The sequence below is a fragment of the Mycobacterium sp. 5-140-3-2 genome (assembly GCF_035666375.1).
Lineage (GTDB): Bacteria > Actinomycetota > Actinomycetes > Mycobacteriales > Mycobacteriaceae > Mycobacterium > Mycobacterium intracellulare.
On sequence record NZ_CP142025.1, the window covers coordinates 725,486 to 748,574 of the forward strand.

Annotated in this window: 20 protein-coding genes; 12 read left to right on the forward strand and 8 right to left on the reverse strand. The window is 67.9% G+C overall.

What is annotated here, in order from left to right:
• The first annotated feature begins 18 nt into the window (after nt 1-18).
• From P6281_RS03695 to P6281_RS03705, 3 genes are read left to right on the forward strand one after another with little or no spacing between them, the layout of a single operon-like run.
• Nucleotides 19-846, forward strand: coding sequence for a coniferyl-alcohol dehydrogenase (locus P6281_RS03695; RefSeq protein WP_085978331.1), 828 nt, complete (start codon nt 19-21; stop codon nt 844-846).
• Entirely contained in the window at nt 834-1,826 is a 993-nt protein-coding gene (locus tag P6281_RS03700) for a cyclase family protein (RefSeq protein WP_036458223.1), read from the forward strand. The genes P6281_RS03695 and P6281_RS03700 overlap by 13 nt, the downstream gene beginning before the upstream one ends.
• Nucleotides 1,826-2,647, forward strand: coding sequence for an alpha/beta fold hydrolase (locus P6281_RS03705; RefSeq protein WP_014941295.1), 822 nt, complete (start codon nt 1,826-1,828; stop codon nt 2,645-2,647). The genes P6281_RS03700 and P6281_RS03705 overlap by 1 nt, the downstream gene beginning before the upstream one ends.
• Before the next feature lie 4 nt (nt 2,648-2,651).
• On the opposite strand, the gene P6281_RS03710 is transcribed toward P6281_RS03705, so the two are convergent.
• The 4 genes from P6281_RS03710 to P6281_RS03725 form a co-directional block, all read right to left on the reverse strand.
• The gene (locus P6281_RS03710) at nt 2,652-4,193 is read right to left on the reverse strand and encodes a multicopper oxidase family protein (RefSeq protein ID WP_225337265.1); all 1,542 of its coding nucleotides are present in this window, start codon (nt 4,191-4,193) and stop codon (nt 2,652-2,654) included.
• Nucleotides 4,194-4,345: 152 nt separating this feature from the next.
• Nucleotides 4,346-5,068 (reverse strand): SDR family NAD(P)-dependent oxidoreductase, encoded by a 723-nt coding sequence (locus P6281_RS03715; protein WP_008253618.1) that lies wholly within the window; start codon nt 5,066-5,068, stop codon nt 4,346-4,348.
• A 20-nt stretch (nt 5,069-5,088) separates the two neighbouring features.
• On the reverse strand, nt 5,089-5,856 hold the full coding sequence (locus P6281_RS03720) for an SDR family oxidoreductase (protein WP_324738617.1): 768 nt from the start codon (nt 5,854-5,856) through the stop codon (nt 5,089-5,091).
• Nucleotides 5,857-5,941: 85 nt separating this feature from the next.
• On the reverse strand, nt 5,942-8,701 hold the full coding sequence (locus P6281_RS03725) for a helix-turn-helix transcriptional regulator (protein ID WP_324738922.1): 2,760 nt from the start codon (nt 8,699-8,701) through the stop codon (nt 5,942-5,944).
• A 201-nt stretch (nt 8,702-8,902) separates the two neighbouring features.
• Between P6281_RS03725 and P6281_RS03730 the strand changes: the two genes are divergently transcribed.
• A complete protein-coding gene (locus P6281_RS03730; protein WP_014379153.1) occupies nt 8,903-9,712 on the forward strand; it encodes an SDR family NAD(P)-dependent oxidoreductase in 810 nt (269 codons plus the stop codon).
• Here P6281_RS03730 and P6281_RS03735 read toward each other — a convergent pair.
• The 4 genes from P6281_RS03735 to P6281_RS03750 are packed head-to-tail and all read right to left on the reverse strand — an operon-like array spanning nt 9,684 to nt 13,672.
• Nucleotides 9,684-10,526, reverse strand: a complete 843-nt coding sequence (locus P6281_RS03735; RefSeq protein ID WP_202284642.1) for a glycosyltransferase family 2 protein — start codon at nt 10,524-10,526, stop codon at nt 9,684-9,686. The two genes, P6281_RS03730 and P6281_RS03735, sit on opposite strands and share 29 nt — an antisense overlap.
• On the reverse strand, nt 10,526-11,407 hold the full coding sequence (locus tag P6281_RS03740) for a glycosyltransferase (protein WP_036458256.1): 882 nt from the start codon (nt 11,405-11,407) through the stop codon (nt 10,526-10,528). The genes P6281_RS03735 and P6281_RS03740 overlap by 1 nt, the downstream gene beginning before the upstream one ends.
• Nucleotides 11,391-12,629 (reverse strand): glycosyltransferase, encoded by a 1,239-nt coding sequence (locus P6281_RS03745; RefSeq protein ID WP_324738618.1) that lies wholly within the window; start codon nt 12,627-12,629, stop codon nt 11,391-11,393. Before P6281_RS03745 ends, P6281_RS03740 begins: the two co-directional genes overlap by 17 nt.
• A complete protein-coding gene (locus tag P6281_RS03750; RefSeq protein ID WP_009952199.1) occupies nt 12,626-13,672 on the reverse strand; it encodes a glycosyltransferase in 1,047 nt (348 codons plus the stop codon). Before P6281_RS03750 ends, P6281_RS03745 begins: the two co-directional genes overlap by 4 nt.
• A gap of 278 nt (nt 13,673-13,950) precedes the next feature.
• Here P6281_RS03750 and P6281_RS03755 point away from each other — a divergent pair, with 278 nt between their 5' ends.
• From P6281_RS03755 to P6281_RS03790, 8 genes are all read left to right on the forward strand, one after another.
• Entirely contained in the window at nt 13,951-14,628 is a 678-nt protein-coding gene (locus tag P6281_RS03755; RefSeq protein ID WP_014383840.1) for a TetR family transcriptional regulator, read from the forward strand.
• Between the two features lie 12 nt (nt 14,629-14,640).
• Nucleotides 14,641-14,835 carry a ferredoxin gene (locus tag P6281_RS03760; RefSeq protein ID WP_026071472.1) on the forward strand — a complete coding sequence of 65 codons (195 nt, stop codon included), beginning with the start codon at nt 14,641-14,643 and terminating at the stop codon, nt 14,833-14,835.
• Nucleotides 14,836-14,837: 2 nt separating this feature from the next.
• Nucleotides 14,838-16,082, forward strand: coding sequence for a cytochrome P450 (locus tag P6281_RS03765; RefSeq protein ID WP_009952196.1), 1,245 nt, complete (start codon nt 14,838-14,840; stop codon nt 16,080-16,082).
• A 164-nt stretch (nt 16,083-16,246) separates the two neighbouring features.
• The gene (locus P6281_RS03770) at nt 16,247-17,308 is read left to right on the forward strand and encodes an amidohydrolase family protein (protein ID WP_026071473.1); all 1,062 of its coding nucleotides are present in this window, start codon (nt 16,247-16,249) and stop codon (nt 17,306-17,308) included.
• Nucleotides 17,308-18,552, forward strand: coding sequence for a M24 family metallopeptidase (locus P6281_RS03775; RefSeq protein ID WP_014383841.1), 1,245 nt, complete (start codon nt 17,308-17,310; stop codon nt 18,550-18,552). The genes P6281_RS03770 and P6281_RS03775 overlap by 1 nt, the downstream gene beginning before the upstream one ends.
• Nucleotides 18,542-19,681, forward strand: a complete 1,140-nt coding sequence (locus P6281_RS03780; protein WP_014379162.1) for a M24 family metallopeptidase — start codon at nt 18,542-18,544, stop codon at nt 19,679-19,681. The genes P6281_RS03775 and P6281_RS03780 overlap by 11 nt, the downstream gene beginning before the upstream one ends.
• Before the next feature lie 2 nt (nt 19,682-19,683).
• Nucleotides 19,684-20,664, forward strand: a complete 981-nt coding sequence (locus tag P6281_RS03785) for an enoyl-CoA hydratase/isomerase family protein (RefSeq protein ID WP_009952191.1) — start codon at nt 19,684-19,686, stop codon at nt 20,662-20,664.
• Nucleotides 20,661-23,084 (forward strand): CaiB/BaiF CoA transferase family protein, encoded by a 2,424-nt coding sequence (locus P6281_RS03790; RefSeq protein WP_036458227.1) that lies wholly within the window; start codon nt 20,661-20,663, stop codon nt 23,082-23,084. Before P6281_RS03785 ends, P6281_RS03790 begins: the two co-directional genes overlap by 4 nt.
• Nucleotides 23,085-23,089 lie beyond the last annotated feature (5 nt).

Consider the following 23,089-nt stretch of genomic DNA (forward strand, 5'->3'; position numbering starts at 1 on the left):
AAGATGTCGGGGCGAGCCTTGGGAGCAATCGACGAGCTGTGGCGCTACGACGGCCGCCGGGCGGTGGTGACCGGATGCGCCTCGGGCATCGGGGAATACGTGGTGCGTCAGCTCACCGATCTGGGGGCCGACGTCGTCGGGCTGGATAAGCGCCGGCCCGACTTCGGGATCGGCGGTTTCCACGAGATCGACCTGGCCGATCCCGCGTCGATCGATCGCGCGGTGGCATCCATCGACGGGCCGGTCGACGCGCTGTTCAACATCGCCGGGGTCTCCTCGGGTGTGGGCAACCCGCCGTTGATCGTCACGATCAACTTCTTGGGGTTACGCCATCTCACCGAGGCGCTCATCCCGAAGATGACCGCGGGATCGTCCATCGTCAGCGTGTCCTCGCTCGCGGCGGCCGCCTATCGTGAGCACCTGCGCGAGGTGGCGCCGTTGCTCGACACGGCGACCATGCAGGAGGGGATCGACTGGTGCGATCGACATCGCGAAGCGCTGGGCAACGGCTACCAACTGTCCAAGGAAGCCATCATCCTGTACACCATGCGCAGCGCCACGCCGCTGGGCGGCAGGGGGATCCGTATCAACTGCACCGGGCCGGGGGTCACCGAGACACCGATCCTGGACCAGCTTCGTACGGCATACGGGCAGGGCTTCCTCGACGACATCCCCAAGCCGCTGGGACGCGTGTCCGAACCGGCGGAGCAGGCGGCGGTGCTGCTCTTCCTGAATAGCCGTGCGGCCAGTTATATTTCGGGTCAGGTTGTGTGGGTAGACGGCGGAAACGTGGGCGCCGCGATAGCTCGTGAACTCGAGGAAGGGCGTGCTTCGTGGCCAGTGTGACCGACTTTCGCCGGGCTGCGCGCGATGTCAGCAACTGGGGCCGCTGGGGTGACGATGACGAGCTTGGCACGCTGAACTTCATCACCGAGGAAAAGATCGCCCAGGCCGCAAGCCTGGTCCGGCGCGGCAGGGTCTTTCCTCTCGGGGTGGACTTCGGTGCGTCGGGCCCGCAGGGCGCCTTCGAATATCGGCACAACCCGGTCCATATCATGACCATCGATGGCGGAGACGCGAAGACGCTTGCCCGGTACGGACCGGGGTGGGCGAGCAACCCAATAGCCCAACAGCTCAGCAGTTACCTGGGTGATGACAATCCGTTCCGCTTCAACGACGACCTGATCATCATGCCGCTACAGGCGGCAAGTCAGTGGGACGCGCTGTCGCACGTCTACTACGACGAGCAGCTCTACAACGGCTTCCGAGCGGATTCGGTGACCAGCATGGGCGCCGTGCATTGCGGAATCGACAAGGTCGACGGCAAGGGCATTACTTCGCGAGGCGTGCTGCTGGATATGGTCCGCCACCGGAATGCGGAAGTCTTTCTCGAGCAGGGGAATCCGATCACACCCGAAGAATTAGACGATGCCGCTCGCGCGCAGGGCGTGCGGATCGAACGCGGTGACATCGTGCTGATCCGGACCGGCTGGTGGACGAGGTTCGCGCAGACCGGGGACAAGACCGAACCCTTCTCCGGACTGGACTGGAGTTGCGCCTCGTGGCTGCACGACCACGAGGCCGCCGCGGTCGCGGCCGACAACCTCCAGGTCGAGGACCTGGTCTCGGGAGTAGAGGGCGTGTTCCTGCCCCTGCATCTGCTCTGCCTGCGCGACATGGGAATGATGTTCGGCGAGTACTGGGATCTCACCGCGCTGGCCGAGGACTGCGCAGCCGATGGCGTCTACGAATTCCAGCTCATCGCCCCGCCGCTGAGAGTCGTTGGGGCAGTGGGATCGCCGGTCAACCCGATCGCGATCAAATGATGGACGTTCAGCGCAAAACCTTGTCGGTGGACGGCCTTTCCACCGGTTACCTGGAAGCCGGCGAGGGCGAGCCGGTGGTGCTCCTGCACGGCGGTGAGTTCGGCGCGAGTGCCGAACTCGGTTGGGAACGCAACATTTCCGCGCTCGCCGCACGCTACCGGGTGCTGGCCCCGGACATGCTGGGGTACGGAAGTTCGGCCAAGGTGATCGACTTCGTCGACGGGCGCGGCATGCGGATCCGGCACGTCGCCCGGTTTTGCGAATTGCTCGGCGTCGGCTCGGCGCACTTCGTCGGCAATTCGATGGGCGCCATCAACCTGCTCACCGACAGCACGTCGGAGACGCCGCTGCTGCCGGTCCGGAGCCTGGTGATCATCTGCGGCGGCGGCGAAATCCAGCAGAACCAGCATTTCGAGGCGCTGCAGAACTATGACGCCACGTTGCCGGCCATGCGCCGCATCGTCGAAGCCCTGTTTTCCGACCCCGCCTATGCCGACGACGAGGACTACGTGCGGCGCCGTCACGAGTCGAGCACCGCGCCGGGGGCATGGGAGGCCATCGCCGCGGCCAGGTTCCGCCGCCCCGGCGCCACGCCGTCCTCCGCCCCGTCCAGCGCGCGGGCCTACGAACGCATCGGCGTGCCAACGCTTGTCGTCGAGGGCGGCGACGACAAGCTCCTGCCCAGCGGCTGGGCGGCCCAGATCGCCAAGCAGATCGACGGAGCCCGTTCGGTGGTGGTCGACGACGCCGGGCACTGCCCGCAGATCGAGCAATCGTCGGTGGTCAACCGGTTGCTGACCGAATTCTTGGGCAGCCTCTGAATCGTCAGAAGACGTAGTCCAGGCGCGTCTCCATCCCGGCGACCTGGTGATAGGTGTTGTGGCAGTGCATCAGCCACGTGCCGGGGTTATCGGCAACGAGAACGGCGGCGAGCTTCTGTTTGGGCAGCACGATGACGGTGTCCTTGCGGGCGCCCGGGCTGCCGTCGGGCTTGATCACCTGGAACGTGTGCCCGTGCAGGTGAATCGGGTGATACATCGTCGTGGTGTTGTCGAAGGTGATGGTGGGCCGCTGGCCCTGTTGCACGCGCAGCGGGCTCGTCTTGCCGAAGGGCTGCCCGTTGATCGTCCAGTTGTACTGCATCATGTTGCCGCCCAGCACGACCGGGAGATTGAGGTTCGGGTCGGGGCGCCCAAGGTTGACCGGTGTTGTGGCGGTGAACATTTCGACGGTGCCCACGCGCTTGGTGAGTTCGCCGGGCTGCAGTTGCGGGTCGGGCGCGCTGCCCGCCCCCGTGGCCAGCAATGCCCGCGCCAGGCCGTTTTTGCCCTCCGCGACGGCGACCAGTGGGAAGACACCGTCCGCGGCGGTCACCAGGACGTCGTAGCGTTCGGCCATGCCGATGAGCAGGGCGTCGACCGCAGCGGGCACCACGGGGTAGCCGTCGGTGTGGGTCACCGTCATCGAATGGCCGGCCAGCGCGACCCGGAAGGTGGTGTCGGAGGCGGCGTTGATGAAGCGGATCCGTATCCGCTGGCCAGCCTTCGCGTTGAACGTCATGGGGGAGGCGGGAATTCGGCCGTTGATCAGGTAGTGGGGGTAGGTGATGTCTCCGGCGCCACCACCGAGGAGGTCGCTGCTGCCGGCACTTCCCGCCGTGGGCCCGGGCCCGCCGGGCGCCGGGCTCGTCGAAGTCGTCGGGCTGGTCTCGCTCGTACTCGCTTCGCTCGCCGGCGTGGTGGTCGGGGTCGTCTCGGATGTGGCGGGCATGGGCGACTTGTTCGGGTTGCTCAGATCGCCGTAGAGCTGCTGGGGGCTCTTGCCGACGCCGTCGGTCCAATCGTCGAGGACGACAATCCATTCGGCGTCGTAGTTGCCCTCGGTCGGGTCGTCGACGATGACCGGCAGGTACAGCCCGGTGTCCTCGTCCAGGCCGGTGTGCGGATGTGCCCAGTAGGTGCCCGAGTTGGGCACGGAGAACCGGTAAGTGAAGTCGTGGCCGGCCGCGATGTTGGGCGTGGCGGGCTCGGCGCCGTCCATGTCGTTGCGCACGGCGATACCGTGCCAATGCACCGACGTCGGATGATCGAGCCGGTTTTTCACCGTCACCACGACTTGGTCACCGATGCTGGCGCGGAGCACCGGACCGGGGATGGAATCGCCGAAGGCCAGCGTGCGGACGACCGGTCCGCCCAGGTCGATCTGCACCTGCTGGGACGTCAGGGTGGCGGTGACGGTCCGGCCGCTGTGCGGCCGGGCGGCCTCGGCCGCATCGACGGCGGCGGCCATCCTGGCACTGCCCGACGGCTCGGGTTTGGTTTGGCTGCACGCCGTCAGCGCCAACCCGCCGGCGATGCCCGCGGCCATGAAACCGCGCCTGGTGAGCCGGGTTCGGTCGAAGGTTACGTCGCTGGTGGGTTGCCCGGGCAATGAATGCTCCTCGTCGTTGCGCAACTACCCACCGTAGAGCGAACGCCGGCGAAAAGTCCGCAACAACTCGACGTTGACCGCCGCGGCGGTCAAACCGCGGCGCCGCCGCCGTCGACGTGCAGGGTCGAGCCGGTGATGAAGCTGGAGCGAGGGGAGCTCAGGAAGAGCACCGCTTCGGCGATCTCGGACGGGAAGGCGGTGCGCCCCAGTGGCAGGGCCCGCCCGAGCTCCTCGTTGACGTCGCCCCATTCCGCCGCCACCCCGGGGGTGCGGGTGGGCCCCGGCGCCACGCTGTTCACCCGCACCCCGGCCCCTCCGAATTCGGCGGCCCAGGTGCGGGTGAGCGATTCCACCGCGGCCTTGGAGGCGCTGTAGCCCGACGCACCGGGAATTCCCTTGAAGGCGGCCATGGTCGTGATGTTGACGATGCTGCCGCGGCCGCGGTTGAGCATTCCCGGGACCAGGCCGGCAACCAGAAAGTACGCGCCGCGCACGTTGGTGTCGAACATCGTCTCGAACGCCGACATCCCCTGCTCCACCGTCAATGCCGACGGAAAGCTGCCGGCGTTGTTGACGATGATGTCGACCTCACCGCACTGCTGCACAAGCGAATTCACCGAATCGATATCGGCCATGTCGGTCTGGATGAACCGTGCCTTCGGGCCGATGACCTCCACCGCGTGCGCTCCCCTGGCCGGATCGCGGCCCGAGACGATGACGGTGGCGCCTTCGCTGGCGAACAGCCGAGCCGATTCCAGTCCAATGCCCGCCGTCCCGCCGGTGATCACCGCGGTGTGGTCCATCAGCTCCATCGGACCGCCTCCTCCAGCCGTTACTCGGCGTTGCTGGGCGCCTGCGAGGCCAGCCAGTCGCCGAACCGGGTGGGGTAGATGGTCACTTCTTCGCCCTCGACGGGAACGATCATGCGCTCGTCGAGGACCGCGCCGTAATACTGCGCATTCGGGTCGGTCACCACGCGGCGGGCATCGCCGGTCGCGGCGAACCGGGTCCGGATGAAGTCGTCCATGCCCTGCTTTTCGGGTCCGGCGATGTTGGTCACCCCGTTGACCGGCTCACCGATCGCGGCGCGGGCGACGGCCGTGGCCACATCCGCGGCGGCGATCGGCTGGAACGCCCCATGCGGCGCCCGGACCGTGTCACCCTCGGTCATCGAATCCGCAATGCCCGCAACGAATTCGAAGAACTGAGTGGCCCGCACGATGGTGTAGGGGGCTCCGGATTCCACGATCACCTTTTCCTGAGCGATCTTGGCCCGCATGTAGCCGCTTGCGGCCGCGCGGTCGGCTCCCACGATCGAGAGCGCGACGTGGTGCTGCACGCCCGCGGCCCGCTCCGCCTCGAGGAGGTTGCGGGTGGAGGTGGTGAAGAAGTTCAGCACGTCGTCATCTGCCCACGACGGCGAGTTGGAGACGTCCACCACCGCCTGGACACCGGCGACGGCCTCGGCGACCCCCTCACCGGTCACGGTGTTGACGCCCGTGCTCGGTGACGCCGGGACGGCTTCGTGTCCCTGCTCGGTGAGCAGGGTGACAACCTGTGATCCGATCAACCCACTGCCACCGATTACCAAAACCTTCATGACCACGCCTTTCACGCTTCCCGACGAACTGGCCTCTTCAGCATGGCCCGCGCGCCGGTCCGGGGGAACCCTGGAAAGTCCGTAGTCATGCCGAACTCAGGGGGCCGAACTCCTTGGCCAAGCCGCGCAGTTGCCGGCGGGAGGTGATGCCGAGCTTGGCGAACACCTTGCGCAGGTGCCATTCGACGGTGTGGCTGCTGATGAACAACTGCGCGGCGATCTCGGGGTTGGTCAGGCCCTCACCGGCCAGCCGGGCGATCTGGGCCTCCTGCGCCGTCAGCTCGCCGCCGGAGGCGTTTCCCGTTTTCCCGGACCGCTTGTTCACTTTCTCGCCGGTGGCCAGCAGCTCGCGGTGGGCTCGCGCGGCGAACGCGTCGGCACCCATCCGGGTGAACATCTCGTGGGCGGTACCCAACTGGGAGCGCGCGTCGATCCGGCGGTTGCAACGGCGCAGCCACTCCCCGTAGGACAGGTGCGCGCGGGCCAGCTGGACGGCGATGCGCGTCCGCGCGAGCTTGTCGATCGCCTCGAGGTGGCAGGCCTCCGCGTCGCGGTCGGAGGCCAGCAGCGCCTTGGACCGAAGGTAAACGCCGTCGGCCCAATCTGTTCGGGCGCTGAGCGCCCGGACTTCCAGTTGGCGCAGGGCGTCGCGGGCCGCGTCCTTTTGGCCGCTTCGCGCGGCGGCTTCGACGAGTTCGATCAGGCACCATCCGAACAGGCCCAGGTCCTCGTATTCGCATGCCCTGCGGGCCGCCGCGAAGGCGTCGTCATAGCGGCACAGGCCGTTGTAGAGGACGGCGCCGCAATACCCGGTCAATCCGACGACTCGCCCTTCGCCCCTTGCCATCCCGTCCGCGGCGGCCTGCTCGATCAGGGCGGTCGCGACGTCCTCGTTGCCGCGCCACGCGGCCAACAGGACCGAGTGGTATTTGACCGGGACATAACCGGTGGCGGCCGAGATCGCCTTGGCCTCCTCGATGAGTTGAGACGCCGTCGCGAATTCGCCCGCCTGCACGTGCACTCCGGCGCGGTAGACCAGGGCGTGCGGTAACACGGCGAGTGCGCCCGCGCCGCGCGCGAGCCGAACGGCGTGGGTGGCCAGACGGTGCCATACCTCGTCGTCCCACAGCTCGTGGACGGCGGATTCCTGGACGACGGGGAAGGCTTGCCAGAACCAGTGCAGCACATCGTCGCCCCGCTCGGCTTCGTCCTGGATGCGGGCTAGCGCGTCGCGCAGCGCCGTCACGCTCGGGACTTGCCCGGCCGTGGCCCGCAACGCGATGCCGTCCAGCAGAAGGTCGACCGGACGCGCGGGTTGCGGTCCGGGCGGCGCGGCGCGGGCCGCTTCGGCGACCAGGTGAATGCCGCCGTGCGGGCAGAGCCGGCCGCCGAACATCGCCGCCCCCAAGGCTTCTAGGTACGTTTCGCGGGAATGCGCGTCGTCAAGTCTCTCCAGCCCGCGGGCGGCATCGAGCAAACCGATGGCGGCGTCGGAGACCGTTGGCGCGTCGGCGGCACCGCTGCGGCTTCGGGCGAAGACGATCTGCGCGCGCAACCGGGCGGCACGGGCCTGCTGCAACTCATCCAGCGACGCGCCCTCGGCGACCGTGATCAGCTCGTCCGCCGCGTCGAAGGCTGCCGCGTCGCGTTTGGCCTGAGCGGCCGCGAGCGCCCGCGTTCCCCGGCGGGACGGCTCGGCGCTCAATTGGGTCGCCCGTTCCAAGAAGGCGGCCGCGGCGGCGACGCCGCCCCGGGCCTGGGCGCGGTCGGCGGAGCGCTCCAGCGCGGCGGCAACGGATTCGTCCGGGCCGTGGGCCGCGATGGCCAGATGCCATGCGCGGCGGTCGGGATCACTTCGCCTGTCGGTCGCCTCGGCCAGCGCGCGATGGATCCGTCGGCGCTCGATCAGGTCCGCCGTGCGGTATGCGGCCGAGCGCACCAGGGGATGCCGGAACCGCACCCGGGTCCCCACGTCGATCAACCCGGCCGCTTCCGCATCGGCCGCCGCGTCCGGCGGAAGGCCCAAATGCTCGGCGGCGCGCAGCAATAGCGCGGCGTCGCCCACCGGTTCCGCGGCGGCGGTCGTCAACAGGCGCTGGGTGTGGTCGGGAAGCGAGCGGATCCGCCGCAGGAATGTCTGCTCGATCTGTCCCGTCAGCGGTCGCACGTCCGGGCGCTGGAAGCCGCCCGCCAGCTCCGCGCCGGTCAGGCCCCGGGGCAGCTCCAGCAGAGCCAACGGATTGCCCCGCGTTTCCGCCACGATGCGATCGCGCACCTGGTCGTCCAGCCGGCCGAGGATGACCGAATCCAGCAACGCGCGGGCGTCGCCCGGTTCGAGCCCGCCGAGCGCCAATTCGGGCAGCCCGCTCAGCTCATCGGTGTCCAACGCCACGGCACCGTCGCGCATCGCGAAGACCATCGCCGCCGGCTCGGCGATCAGGCGGCGGGCGACAAACGCCAACGTCTGGGCCGAGATACGGTCAATCCACTGCGCATCGTCGACCAGGACGATCAAGGGCTGCGATTCCGTCGCCGCGCCGATCAAACTGAGCACCGCCAACCCGACCAGGAAGCGCTCCGGTGCCCGTCCGGCGCTTCGCCCGAAGGCGATCTCCAGGGCGTCGCGTTGCGGAGCCGGTAAGCGGTCGGAGAATTCGAGCAGCGGCACGCAGAGTTGCTGCAGCGCGGCGAACGGGAGCTCCATCTCGGACTCCACGCCCGCCACCCGCGCCACGCGAAATCCCGAAGCACGCTCGGAAACGAAGTCCAACAATGCGGTCTTGCCGATGCCCGCTTCCCCCCGCAACACCAGGACCCGGCTTTGGCCGGCGCGGGCGTCCGACACCAGGCGTTCGAGCGCCGCGCATTCCGCGCTCCGGCCGCGCAAAGGTTGCGCCTGCTGAACTTTCACCCACACCGCCGCGTCCGAAGGATTTGCTGTACGACCTTACCGATGGCGCGCGTCGCCGGGGCGACGAGCACCCGGCCCGCGCAGTCTTAAATCAACTGCTTGACTTAACGCTGAGGGCCCCGATTAACTCGTCAGGTGGTTAACGAACTTGATGGCAAGGTCGCCATCGTCACCGGCGGCGCGTCCGGCATTGGCCGGGGCCTCGTGGAGCGGTTTGTGGCCGAGGGCGCACGCGTCGTCATCGCCGACGTCGAGACCGACCGGGGCAAGGCGCTGGCGGCATCGCTGGGCGACAATGCGCTCTTCCAGCCGACGGATGTCTCCGACCTCGAGCAGGTCGGCGCGCTGGTCTCCGCTGCCGTCGCGAAGTTCGGCGGCCTGCACGTGATGGTCAACAACGCCGGAATCTCGAGCCCCCTGCGGAAGTTGCTCGACGACGACCTGACCGATTTCCACAGGGTGATGGGGGTCAACGTGCTGGGCGTCATGGCGGGCACCCGAGATGCCGCGCGGCACATGGCCGAACATGGCGGCGGATCCATTATCAACATCACCTCGATCGGCGGGATCCAGGCCGGCGGCGGCGTGATGATCTACCGCGCGTCCAAGGCGGCGGTCATCCAGTTCACCAAGTCCGCCGCAATCGAGTTGGCGTATCACGAGATTCGGGTCAACGCCATCGCGCCGGGCAGCATCCCCACGCCGATCTTGGGGAAGTCGGCGGCCGGCATGGACCCCGAACAGCTCGAGCGGTTCGAGGCGCGGATTCGCCAGGGGATGCGCGATGACCGCCCGCTGAAGCGCGACGGCACGCCCGATGACGTCGCCGAGGCCGCGCTGTATTTCGCCACCGACCGGTCGCGATACGTCACCGGGACCGTGCTGCCCGTCGACGGCGGAACGGTGGCGGGCAAGGTCATTCGGCCCAAGAAGGGTGGGGGATAGGGCGGGGACGCCCGTCGGCGTCGCGACGGATCAGGCCTTGGTCCGCGAAGGAGGACAGCCAGCCCTCCATCGGCCACCAACCCCAACGCCCATAGAAGATCTCGGCGTTGCGCAGTATGTCCTCGAGGTGGTCGACGGGGGGATCGGCGACCGCATGGTGCTGGTGGAATGCGTGGGCCCCGCCGACCCAGCGCATCGGAACTTGGCGTGCCGCCGCGCATTGCGCGAAGTCCGTGTCCTCTCCGCCGTAGCCGCGGTACCGCTCGCAGAATCCCCCGATCCGCTGCCACGTAGGGACTTTCACCGCGAAAGACAGCGACCAGAACAGCGCATAGTCCGTCGTGGACAGGACAGCGCCGTCCCGCGGCGCGGGCCGAGCACGATGCGGATCGGGATTCGACCGCACCTCGGAGATCACGTAGCCGCCCGGCCCGGGTGGTGGCAGATACGTGACCGGGCCGTTCAGGATCGCGTCCGCGTGCTCGGATCTGCCTGCGACCCCGTGGTAGCGGTCGAGCAACTCCGCGCCGGGAATGCAATCGACGTCGAGAAAAACCAAGAGCTCGGCGGCATTTCGTATCGCCGCGGCGGCTCCCACGTTGCGTCCCATCGCCACCGGCAGCGGGCGGGCGGCCTCGTACTCAACCACCAGCGCCGGCGCCTTCAGCTCGCTTACCAGGGCGGCGACGGTGGGGTCACCGAGCGCGACCACGATGTGCAGGTCCGGCCGCAGTGTGCTGGTGGCGAGGCCTTCGAGCTGCCGCCGCAGGTGGGCGCCCCTGCCGTGCACGATGGTGATGACGGCGGTGCGCACTACGTGCCTTGCCTGCAACGGCGGGCCGTCGACTCGATGGCTTCGGCGGCACGGTCGGCCGCCCCATCCACTTCCCACCGTCGCCACCGTCGCGGGTCGGTCGCCGCGGTGGCGGTCAGCAGCGCCGGCCACGCCCGTGGGTCGGGCATGCCGTGCGCGACCACCGCAAGCTGATGGCGCTTGAGCATCCGGGCCGTCGCGTGTTGCTCATCGAAGGGCCGCGGCTGCGGGAGGACCAACGCGGGGCGCCTCGCCGCGGCGACATCAGCAATACAGCTCTGACCCGCGTGGGTGACGACGACATCCGCCCCGCGGATCTCGGGCCACGGATCATCTCTCCACGCACCGACCTTGCCGCCGAGCGTCGTCCATGACCGGACCGAATCCGCTGCGGCACAATCCTGTAGCGAGGTTCCGAAGGCGTCGCCGGCCCCGCCCAATACGACGACGCGCGTCTCCTTCAACGGTCGTGCCGATGACTCGGGCTCGTCGCCGCGACGGTCACGGCCCTCGAAGCGGCTGATGCCACCGACGTAGCTGGTCTTGTCCTCCCATTGCCGCAGCCATGACGGCACACACAACGCGCGCGGCCAGGCCGCCACGATGTGATCGGCGAGGCGATGCACCAGCACATGCGGGGCGTCCACGCGGGTGCCGGGCAACGCCACGACGATCACCGGTACGCCGAGCAACCGGATGAACAGCGCCACTTCCACCGATACGTCGACAACGACGGCCTCGGGCCGCGCGTCGGACACCCACTCCGCGATCTGATTCATTCGGGCGCTCAGCCCGGCGTCGTGGTGGGGCGCCCAGTGCAGCGCGCCGTGTGCGGTGGCCTCGCGTGGCCGCGGTCCCTCGTCGTCACACGGTAGCCTCATGACCGCCGAAAACGGCTGGGGCTCCGGCACATCGAGCGATGTCATGGCGGTCACCGGGCGGCGCATCCGTGCGCAGACGCTCATGGCCCGAGCCAGATGCCCGAACCCGTGGTGGTGAATGTAGTACCCGATCATGTTGCCTGCCCGCGAAGTCGTCGATCATTTCTCGGTACACATTGGTGTAGGCGGTCACCATCGCTTCGGCCGAACACTGGCGAATGGCGTGCTCGCGCACCCGCTTTCGCGGTAGCGCGAGCACCGTGCCTATGGCGTCCGCCATGGCGGCGACGTCACCGGCGACGATGAGTCGCCCCGACGCCGCGCTGATGAGTTCGGGGATGCCACCGAGGGCGAACGCAACGACGGGGGTGCCGCACGACATCGCTTCGGCGACGACAAGCCCGTACGGCTCGTCCCAGCTCGGGGTGACAAGCGCCGCTGCGGCGTGGCTGACCACGTGGGCCAGACGCCGGTGGTCCAGATGGCCCGCATACCGGATGTCGCCCCGAAGGTGGGGCTCGACGTGGCGAACAAAGTACTGCTGGTCGGAGATCGGACCGGCGAGGACCAGCGGTCGGCGCGCCCGTTGGGCCGCGGCGATCGCCAGATGGGGTGCCTTTTCCGGTGTGATCCGACCAAACCACACCAGGGACGGCCCACCCGGGCCGAGGGGCCACTGGCCCGTATGGATGCCGTTGGGAACCACGGTGATATCTCCGGTGAGGCTTCGCCACGCCGCAGCGGTGTGCCGGGAGACCGCCGCAAAGCGGGTGCCCTTCCCGGTGGCGGCACCGATCGCCGACTCGAGCCAGGGCGTCGGCGGCGTGTGCACCGTGGTGAGCATCGGAGTGGACAACGCCGAGGCCATCGCCACCGGAAGGTAATGCAGGCTGTGGTTGTGGATGACGTCGAACTGTTGGCTCCCGGGCCCCGCCAGCCACAACATCAACGACAGGTACGCGTGGTGATCGGCCATGAAATCTGCCGGCGGCATCGACACGTCGTGGCGCGCCGCCTCCGACAGATCCAACGGGCGCACGTCGAGCGTCTGACAGTTCAAACCGGGATCCGAACCCGCCGCGGCGAACAGCGACACCCGATAGCCGCGGGATGCGAGCGCGCCGGTCAGGTGGCAGACGTGCGCTTCGAGCCCCCCGGCGAACGGTTGCCGGATCGGATGGCGGGTCGAGGCGATCAGCGCCACGCGCAGTGGCTCCGTCATCGCAGGACGCTCGCGTAGATGGCACGATGCGCCGCGGCGAGCTCTCGCCTTTCGGCGAGCCGCGCCACCCAGTCGGCCCGGGGGGCGGGGCAGCCGGCGGCCCAACGCGCGTGTGCCCGGTGGATCGCACCGCACAGCGACACGGGATCGAAGCCCCGGTCGCCGAAACCGAAAACGCCGCACGGGCGTTGCTGGCGATAGAAGCCGCAGCTGGGGGCCACCACGGCGGTTCCGAGATCGTAGCTCGCCTCGAGCCAGCCCGAATGGGTGCCGAACCGGTAGGGCAGTACGGAAACCGTCAGCGAAGCGAGGTAGTCCCAGAATTCGTCGTCCGAGAAGTACGGGTGCACCCGGACCTGCACATGCTCGTGGGAGTCGTAGGCCAGCAGTGCCGCGCCGGTCGACGGTGCGAACCAGTGATTGTCGGGATCGAAGATCTCGTCGTGGACGTCGACCTGCAGGATCGCGTCGGGCAGGGACGACACGATCGCCGCGAGCGCGTCCACGACGGGCAACGGGTCCATGTTGGCGCGCAGACTTTTGGCGTGCAGGCCGACGACGAATCGCTCGCCGCGGCCGCGGGGCCTCTCGATCCACTCCTTTTCGAGCACGTGCGGGTGCGGCAATACGCGGGCCCGCCGCCGCCAGTTTCGCCAAATCAGCTGTGCGGCACCGGGTGTCAGCGTAATCAGCTCGTCGGCGGCGGAAATCAGGACGTCCTGCTGCGCGGCGTGGGCCTCGGGTTCCGGGTGATGTGGATTGCGCAGATCGTGCACCGTGTACACCAGCGGCTTGTTGTGCTCCTTGAGCTCCTGGACGACTCCGGCCAAATCCTCCGGAGTGATGGCGTCGAACCCGAAGTGGATGTGGAACACGTCGAATCGTGAGTGGTTGTCGCTGACCCAGCCCGGCTCCAACATCAGCGGCGGCCACCAGCCTCCCGGCACGGTGCGGCCATCCGCCGGCGCCGGATCATCCAGGCGCACAACGCAATCCGAGTGCGGATTGCCGAGGTGACGGACGTAGACGTGCGACGCCGGCACCGAAGCTACGCGCAACAAACTCAAGGCCCCTTCTCAAAATCTGTAGGGGCAGCCGCGCGTCCTGGCGGCACCGTCCCGTCTGTCGAGAAGCAGAACCGTCCCTGTTGACTGAAGGACGCTGCGAAGCTGCAATACCCGCAACCCGCGGGGCCAAACTCGGATACGCGACCGTAAGCCCGCGCCCGGGCCGCCTGTGCCGGCGGCCTCCCGCTCCAAGGTCGGTCTGTGGATTAAATCAAGCGCTTGACTTAACGGCTTGCGGCGGGTTGACTGGGCCGATGACCACCGTCGGCCGGACCGTGCGCACCGAGCGGGCCAGCTCCACCCAAGAGGCGATCTTGGTGGCCGCCGAGCGGCTCTACGCCGAGCACGGCATGTTCGCGGTGTCCAACCGACAAGTCAGCGAGGCCGCCGGCCAGGGCAACAACGCCGCGGTCGGCTACCACTTCGGCACCAAGGCCGACCTGGTGCGCGCCATCGAGCACAAGCACCGCGGACCCGTCGAGCAGCTCCGCGAGCGGATGGTCGACGAGTTGTTGGCCTCCGCCACCGCCGACGGCCGGGACGCCGAACTGCGCAACTGGGTGGCCTGCCTGGTGCGCCCGCTCACCGATCACCTCGAGGAGCTCGGAAATCCGACGTGGTACGCGCGGTTCGCGGCGCAGGCGATGACCGACCCCGCCTACTACAACATCATCGTCAAGGGCGCGCTCAGCTCGCCCTCGCTGGTTCAGGTCGTGGAGGGCATCAACCGGTGTCTGCCCGAGCTGCCGGCCGAGGTGCACTTCGAACGCAACATCATGGCCCGAAACCTGTTGATGCACACCTGCGCCGACCGTGAACGCGCGCTTGTCGCGGGAACGTTGACGTCCCATCGTTCCTGGCGCGCTGCGGCGTCCGGGCTCATCGACGCGATCGTGGGCCTGTGGCTGGCGCCCGTGACGGCGTACGAGTGAGGGGGTTTGAAGATGAAAGTGACTGTTGACCAAGATGTTTGCGCCTCGTCCGGGAACTGCGTCATGAATGCGCCCGAAGTGTTCGACCAGCGCGATGACGACGGCGTGGTCGTCCTACTCAATCCCAGTCCTACGGCCGACCAGGCCGAAGGTGCGAGGCGGGCGGCGGCCGCCTGTCCCGCCCTGGCCATCCACATCGAGGAATAGAGATGTCAGACATTCTGACGAGTGCCACCACAGAGCAGACCGCCGACATTCCGGACTATCCGATGGCCAGGGAGCCGCGCTGCCCGTTCGCCCCGCCGCCGGACGTCATGGCGCTGGCCGAGTCCCGGCCGCTGTCTCGGGTGCGGATCTGGGATGGCAGTACGCCGTGGCTCATCACCGGCTACGAGCAAGTGCGCGAGCTGTTCTCGGATTCGCGGGTCAGCGTCGACGACCGGGTGCCCGGCTTCCCGCACTGGAACGAAGGCATGTTGTCGACCGTGCACAAGCGGCCCCGGTCGGTGTTCACCTCCGATGGTGAGGAGCACACCCGGTTCCGGCGGATGCTGTCCAAGCCCTTCACGTTCCGGCGGGTGGAGGGTCTGCGCCCGACGATCCAGCAGATCACCGACGACCACATCGACACGATGCTGGCCGGCCCGCAGCCCGCGGATGTCGTTGCCGCCATTGCGCTTCCGGTTCCGTCGCTGGTGATCAGCCAATTGCTGGGCGTGCCTTACGAGGACGCCGAGATGTTCCAGCACCACGCCAACGTCGGCCTCGCGCGCTTTGCCGCCGCCGAGGACACCATGAAGGGCGCGATGAGCCTGCACAAGTACCTGGCTCAGCTGGTGGAAGCCAAGATGGAAAACCCTGCGGAAGACGCGGTTTCCGACCTCGCCGAGCGGGTCAAGGCCGGCGAGCTCAGTGTCAAGGAAGCCGCGCAGCTGGGCACCGGATTGCTGATCGCCGGGCACGAGACGACCGCGAACATGATCGGGCTCGGAGTGCTTGCGCTGCTGGAGAATCCGGACCAGGCCGCCGTCATCCGCGATGCCGAGGACCCGAAGATTCTCGCCAACGCGGTGGAGGAATTGCTGCGCTACCTCAGCATCATCCAAAACGGACAGCGCCGCGTCGCCGTGGAAGACATTCATATCGGTGGCGAGACCATTCGTGCCAACGAGGGCATCATCATCGACCTGGCACCGGCCAACTGGGACGCGCAGGCCTTCGCCGAACCCGATCGCCTGTACCTGCATCGCTCGGGAGCCGATCGCAATGTGGCCTTCGGATACGGCCGCCACCAGTGCGTGGGCCAGCAGTTGGCGCGGGCGGAACTGCAGATCGTGTTCCAGACCCTGCTGCGCCGCGTCCCGACGATGGAACTGGCCGTGCCGATCGAAGAAGTCCCGTTCAAGCACGACCGCCTCGCCTACGGCGTCTACGAACTGCCGGTGACCTGGTAGCCCAGCTCGCTGCCTTTGAAAAACTGCCGACAACAGCGGATCCGAATGGAGGGTCAACGATGACGACTCAAGCAAGCACGCTCTACCCGCCCGGAGGCTATGGCGCTCCGAAGGACCGGCGCGGCCACGCCGCCGGCAGCGATGTGGGCCTGCCCGCGGGGACCGTGGTCTTCTCGGCGGACAACCACATCTCGCTCGCCGATGACATCTTCTACCAACGCTTCCCGGAAGACCTGAAGGACAAGGCACCGCGGATCTGGTACGAGGAGGGCGCCTACCAGGTCGGCCGCAAGGGACAGTCGTTCCTGCCGGGTGATTTCAGCGCGGTCCTGATGCAGTACGACGACCTGCCCGGCGCCGCCAGCACCAACATCGAGGCCCGGATTCAGGAATTGCATGACGACGGGGTCGAGAAGGAACTGGCTTTTCCCAACGCGGTGCTGGCGCTGTTCCACTACCCGGACAAGCAACTTCGCGAGCTCGCCTTCCGCATCTACAACGAATACATCGCTGAGTTGCAGGAGCGCTCCGGCGGCCACTTCTACGGTGCGGGCCTGATCAACTGGTGGGACCCTCGGGGGACCCGCAAGACCCTCGAAGAGCTGAAGTCCCTGGGACTCAAGACGTTCCTACTGCCGCTCAACCCGGGCAAGGACGACGAGGGCAACATCATCGACTACGGCAGTACCGCGATGAAACCGGTCTGGGACGAGATCGAGGCCGCCGGCCTGCCGGTGACCCACCACATCGGCGAGACCCCGCCGAAGACCCCGTGTCAGTTCAACAGCGTGGTGGTCGGCATGATGATCAACGTCGACGGCTTCCGCGAGCAGTTCGCCAAGTATCTCTTCACCGGAATTCTCGACGATCATCCCGGGCTGCGGATCGGCTGGTTCGAGGGCGGAATCGCCTGGGTGCCATGGGCTTTGCAGGACGCCGAGCACCTGGTCGCGTCCTATCAGCACATGTTCAACCGGCCGCTGCAGCACGATGTGCGCTACTACTGGGACACCCACATGAGCGCGTCGTTCATGGTCGACCCCCTGGGCCTGCAGCTGATCGACCAGATCGGGGTGGACAGGGTGATGTGGTCCAGCGACTACCCGCACAACGAAAGCACCTATGGCTACTCGGAGAAGTCGCTGAAGGCCGTTGTCGACGCCGTCGGTCCGGCGAACGCGAAGAAGATCGTCAGCGACAACATCACAACGTTCTTGGGCCTGTAGTGAAGACGCTCGCGGACCTGGGCACCAGCAGAGGCAACGGACTGGTGATTCCCGAAACACCCGACCTGGCGCGCCTGCGCCGCGAGACGGGAGCGCGGCTGCGGTCGGCGATGACCGAACGCGGCGTCGACGCGATGATCCTGCTCGGCAACAACGCCGTCGTCTACGCCACCGGCGCCAGTTGGCCACTGGGCGACGCCGGACTGTCCTATGTCGAGCGCCCGGTGGCCGTGGTGCTCGCCGACGACGAGTGGCCGCACCTGTTCCTCCCGTTCCGGGAGGGGGCCGCACAGGAGTCGGATCTGCCCGCCGACCACCTGCACGGGCCGGTCTATCTCGAATTCGACGAGGGCGTGGCCCATTTCGCGCGGACACTCGCCGAGCTGATCCCGGCCAAATCGGTGGTCGCTGTCGACGAATGCACGGGGGCGATGTCGCGCGCCGCGAACGTCCTGTTCCCGAACGGGGCCCCCGTCGACGCCGCGGCCGTCGTCAGCGCGGCCAAGTCGGTCAAGACCCCGGACGAATTGTCGTGCATGCGCACCGCCATCCGGATCACCGACGAGGCCATGGTCGAGGTGCAGAAGCGGCTGGCGCCCGGGATACGTCAGATCGATTTGTCGGCAAGCTTTTTGCGACGCGCCTTCGAGCTGGGCGCCACGGCCAGCATGCTCGAACCGATCTGGCAGGTGATGCCGCCCAGCAAGGCCGAGGGCGTGTGGACCACGCACGGCGACCTGGCGTTGCCGCTGCTGAGCACCGAGCGCGAGCTGGCCGAGGGCGACGTGCTGTGGACCGACGTCAGCATCACCTACCAGGGCTACTGCTCGGACTTCGGACGCACCTGGATCGTCGGGCGGGACCCCTCCCCGCGCCAACAGGCGCAGTTCGACAGCTGGTTCGAGATCATGACCGCCGTCCTGGGTGTCGCCAAGGCCGGCGCCACCGCGGCGGACCTCGGCCGGGCCGCGATCAAGGCCAACGGCGGCACCAAGCCCTGGCTGCCGCACTTCTACCTGGGCCACGGCATCGGCGTCAATGCCGCCGAAATGCCGATGATCGGAACGGATCTCGGCCAGGAGTTCGACGAGAATTTCGTCCTTCAATCCGGGATGGTGCTGGTTTTGGAGCCCGTGGTGTGGGAGGACGGCACCGGCGGCTACCGCAGCGAAGAGGTCCTGGTGATCACCGAGGAAGGCTGGATCCGTTTGACCGACTACCCCTATGACCCCTATGGGAACTGAAGTCCTGCCCGACGAGCGCGCGCTGCGCTCGGGGCGTCGCCAGCGGGCGCTCGACCAGATGGCCGCGCACGACCTCGATGTCCTGGTCCTCGGCCGGCAAGCCAATGTCCGTTACGTCACCGGCGCGCCGCAGCTTTGGGTCGCCGGCACCCGGCCGTTCGGTCCGACCTGTGTGGTGGTGCGGGAGACAGGTGCCGTGCACCTCCTCAGCACGTGGGACGAGGGCGTGCCCGACGACATCCCCCACGAGAACCTCTACGGCATCTCGTGGAACCCGGTGAACACCATGTCGGCGCTGCAGCGCATCGACGGCGCGGCCGATGCACAGCGGGTCGGAACCGACGCGCTCTCACCGGTTTTCGCGCAGCTGCTGCCGACCGCATTCCCCAACGCCCAGCTGATCGACGGCGAGCTCGCGATGCGGGCCGCACGCCGCGTCAAGACGGCGGAAGAGATCGCCGCGGTGCGGGAGTCCGTCGCGGTGGCCGAATCGGCCCTGGCGGCCGCGGTCGCGGAATTGCGGCCCGGGGTGAGCGAACAAGCGCTGGCCGGCGTCGTGTTGGAGGCCTCGGCGGCCGGCGGCGTGAGCACGCCGTCGAATCAAGACGTCGCGTGGGCGACCTCGCGCACGCACCCGTGGCGGCGCGCCGACGGCGGTGACCGTGTTCAAGGCCGCATCCAGGACGGCGATCTGGTGGCGTTCTCCGCGGGAGTCCTGGCCGGCGGGTACGTCGGCGAGGTGGGACGCACCTGGCCGGCCGGCAAGAAGCAGGTTCCCGGCGGTGCCGCGGCCCTCTATCGGCGCTGGGACAGCCTGTGGGACAGGCTGATCGGGGCCTGTCGGCCCGGCGCCGGCGCGGCCGAGCTGATGGCCGCGTACCACGCCGCGGGGGAGCCGGACCCACCGATGCCGGTCGCCCGTGGCCTGGGCATGGGGTTCGACCCACCCGTCGTCTCCAAGCATCTGCCCGCCACCGCGGCCGGCGAACGTCTGGAACCGGGGATGGTGCTCGCCGTGACGGGTTATGTCTGGGAAGAAGGAGTCGGCGCGGTATTCGGGCGAGAAGCGGTCCTGATCACCGCCGACGGTCCGGAAGTGCTCACCGCCAGCCCGTTCTGGCAGCCCTAGCCATGACCGATCCCGCAGAGCCACCGGCCGACGAGATCATCCGGTACGACAAAGACGCCGAGACGCGGATCGCCACGATCACGTTCGACCGCCCGGATTACCTCAACGCGCCGACGATCGCCGCGCGCCTGCGCTACGCGGATTTGTTGCACCGCGCCGGCATTGACGACGACGTCAAGGTCCTGGTGGTCCGCGGAGCCGGCGACGACCTCGGCTCGGGTGCGGACCTGGTCGAGGTGATGCGGGTCCGTGCCGCGGCCGACCAAGGGCCGCGGCTCGCCGAATACCGGATCGGTGCCCAGGAGGTCAGGCACCCGCCGGAGGGCTCGTTTCGCAACGGCGCCACGCTCGGTCAGTGGTATGCCAATCCGAATTCCGGCATCCGCGGCCTGCAGGATTTCAAGAAGATCAGCATCCTCGAAGCCAAGGGCTACTGCTACGGCTGGCACTTCTACCAGGCCGCCGACGCGGACCTGGTGATCGCCAGCGACGACGCCCTGTTCGGGCATCCGTCGTTCCGGTATTACGGCTGGGGTCCCCGCATGTGGTGGTGGGCGCAGACCATGGGCATCCGCAAATTCCAGGAAATGGTGTTCACCGGACGGGCTTTCACCGCCGCCGAGATGTACGACTGCAACTTCCTCAACAGCGTGGTGCCCAGGGACCAACTCGAGGCGGAGGTCGAGAAGTACGCCTTGGCCTGCGCCCGCAACCGCCCCACCGACACCGTCTTCATGCAGAAGGTCTTCTTCGAGATCATGAAGCAGTTCCAGGGCGAGTATCTGGGCAGCATGCTCAGCGGTGTCTTCGAGTCGATGGGCGCCATGGTGCGCCCGGATGTCGGTGACGAACTGACGCTCGCTGACGCCATGGAACAGGGGCTGGGCGATGCGGTCAAAGACAACGACGGCAAGTTTCCCGCCGAGTGGCGCCTGAGCAAGAAAGCCCGCAAAAAAGCCAAAGCGAAGAAAAAGAACTCGTGACGCCATCCCGGGTCGAACCGCCACTGAACGGCTATACGGTGATCGATCTGTCCACCGGCATAGCGGGCGCCTACTGCACCAAGTTGCTCTGCGACGGTGGCGCCGATGTCGTGAAAGTCGAGCCGCCGCAAGGAGATCCGCTGCGCAAATGGTCTGCCTCGGGAGTGCCCATCGCGCCCGGCGACGACGGCGCGTTGTTCGGCTTCCTGGCCGGTGCAAAACACAGCGTCATCGCCGACCCCTCCGACGAGGACGACGCCGAGCTGGTGAACCGGCTCCTGGCCTCCGCGGACGCGGTGGTCTGGTCCGCCGGTTCGAACGTGGCCGAGCACCCGGCCTTCGCGCCGCGCGCCATCCACCGGCGGCACCCGCAGCTGACCGTCACGGCGATCACGCCGTTCGGGCTGGAAGGCCCCTGGCGTGACCGCGCCGCAACGGAATTCACGCTGCAGGCGTGGTCGGGAGGAATCGTCGGGCTCGGCCGCGGCGAGCAGGAACGCCCGCCCGTCTTCGTCGGCGGTCAGGTCGGCGAGTACCTGGCCGGAGCCTACGCGAGCGCGGCCACCCTGGCGTCGCGATGGCGCCGCTTCGACGGCGGGCCAGGGGAACTGCTGGACCTGTCGATGCTCGAGACGCAGATCCTGTGTCTCACCTATTACCCGGTGTCGTACTTCGAGGTGCTCGGGCGGCCGTGGCGGGACATGCGACGGCCGACGATTCCGGGCGTGGCTCAGGCGAAAGACGGACTGGTGGACCTCGGCTGCGGGACCGCGCAGCAGTGGTTCGACTTGTGCGCGATGGTGGGCCACCCGGAGTGGATCGACGAGGAATCGCCGCTGTCGATCACGGAGCAGGCCAACATCCACGCCGAGGAGCTCTTCGACTGGCTGGCCCACACCACGGTCGCCGAAATCCGGGAACTCGCTTCGGCGTTCCGCATTCCCAACGCGCCGGTAGCCAACGGCGCCAACGTCACGTCGTTCGATCAGTTCGTGGAACGCGGTTCGTTCGTCCGCAATCCGCGCGACGGCTACCAGCAGCCGGGTCACCCCTACCGGATGCGGCCGGCGCAGTTGCGCGGACCGCGCCCGGCGCCGCGGTTGGGGGCGCACACCGAGCATTACCGGGCCGCGAACCTCCCCGCCCGGCCTACTCCGACGGGCGTAGCAAAAGCACTGCCACTCAGCGGCATTCGAGTGCTGGACATGACGACATTCTGGGCGGGACCCTGCGCCACGCACTTTCTGGCGATGCTCGGCGCCGAGGTCATCCACGTCGAATCGACGCGACGGCCGGACGGCACGCGGCTGATCGCCGGCGTGCCGGTCACCGAGGAGCAATGGTGGGAGAAGTCGCCGATCTTCGAGGCGCTGAACACCAACAAGAAGGGTCTGACGCTGGACCTGCAGAGCCCGCGCGGCAGGGAGTTGTTGCGCCGGCTCATCGCCACCTGCGACGTCGTCGTGGAAAACTTCACCCCCCGGGTGCTGGACCAGATCGGGCTGGATTTCGCCACCGTTCAATCGATTCGGCCCGACGTGGTGATGGTGCGGATGCCCGGCTTCGGCCTCGAAGGGCCATGGCGTGACAATCCCGCCTTCGCCTACGTCATCGAAGCCGCCTCCGGAGTCAGTTGGCTCACCGGCTACCCGGACCGCACACCCTATGACCCGTATTCGATCGGTGACCCCAATGCCGGTGTGCACGCGGCCAACGCCCTGCTACTGGCGCTGGAGCATCGCCGCCGAACGGGCGAGGGCGTGTTCGTCGAAGCGGCAATGGTCGATGCGGCCCTGAGCATCTCGGCCGAGCAGGTCCTCGAGTACTCGGCGTACGGGGCGCTGCTCGAGCGCGCCGGCAACCGTGGACCGGCGGCCGCACCGCAGAACCTCTACCTCAGCGCGGATATCGACGAATTCGGCCGGCTCGACAGCTGGGTCGCCATCGCCGTGGCCACCGACGATCAGTGGGCGAAGCTGTGTCGCGCCATCGGATCACCCTCCTGGGCAACGGATCCCGGGCTGACGACGCACGCCGGCCGCAGTGAGCACCACGATCTGATCGACGAACAACTCGCAGCCTGGTGCCAACGGCGCAGCCGCGACGAGATCGTCGCAACCCTCTGGGACGCCGGAGTGCCGGTGGCCAAGGTCATGCAACCGCATCGTCAAACCGAGCTGGAGCAGTTGGCGTTCCGCGGCTTCTTCGAAGAGGTCGACCACCCGGTCAACGGTCCGGCTAGGCTCAGCACCGTGCCGATGAGATGCTCAGCAGGGCCCGACAAGTTCCACACCGAGCACGCGCCGCTGCTCGGGCAGCACAACCGCGAGCTGCTGGCCGGGCTCGGGTTGTCCGACGCCGAGATCGCCGGCCTGGAATCCGACGGTGTCATCGGCCGCGCGCCGGCGATGCACGGCTGATCGAC

Excerpts from the sequence above, each read along its gene's own strand:
- P6281_RS03705 (WP_014941295.1), top strand. The coding sequence starts at position 1,826 with ATGGACGTTCAGCGCAAAACCTTGTCGGTGGACGGCCTTTCCACCGGT.
- P6281_RS03710 (WP_225337265.1), bottom strand. The coding sequence starts at position 4,193 with ATGGCCGCGGGCATCGCCGGCGGGTTGGCGCTGACGGCGTGCAGCCAA.
- P6281_RS03715 (WP_008253618.1), bottom strand. The coding sequence starts at position 5,068 with ATGGAGCTGATGGACCACACCGCGGTGATCACCGGCGGGACGGCGGGC.
- P6281_RS03720 (WP_324738617.1), bottom strand. The coding sequence starts at position 5,856 with ATGAAGGTTTTGGTAATCGGTGGCAGTGGGTTGATCGGATCACAGGTT.
- P6281_RS03740 (WP_036458256.1), bottom strand. The coding sequence starts at position 11,407 with ATGAGGCTACCGTGTGACGACGAGGGACCGCGGCCACGCGAGGCCACC.
- P6281_RS03745 (WP_324738618.1), bottom strand. The coding sequence starts at position 12,629 with ATGACGGAGCCACTGCGCGTGGCGCTGATCGCCTCGACCCGCCATCCG.
- P6281_RS03755 (WP_014383840.1), top strand. The coding sequence starts at position 13,951 with ATGACCACCGTCGGCCGGACCGTGCGCACCGAGCGGGCCAGCTCCACC.
- P6281_RS03760 (WP_026071472.1), top strand. The coding sequence starts at position 14,641 with ATGAAAGTGACTGTTGACCAAGATGTTTGCGCCTCGTCCGGGAACTGC.
- P6281_RS03765 (WP_009952196.1), top strand. The coding sequence starts at position 14,838 with ATGTCAGACATTCTGACGAGTGCCACCACAGAGCAGACCGCCGACATT.
- P6281_RS03780 (WP_014379162.1), top strand. The coding sequence starts at position 18,542 with ATGGGAACTGAAGTCCTGCCCGACGAGCGCGCGCTGCGCTCGGGGCGT.
- P6281_RS03785 (WP_009952191.1), top strand. The coding sequence starts at position 19,684 with ATGACCGATCCCGCAGAGCCACCGGCCGACGAGATCATCCGGTACGAC.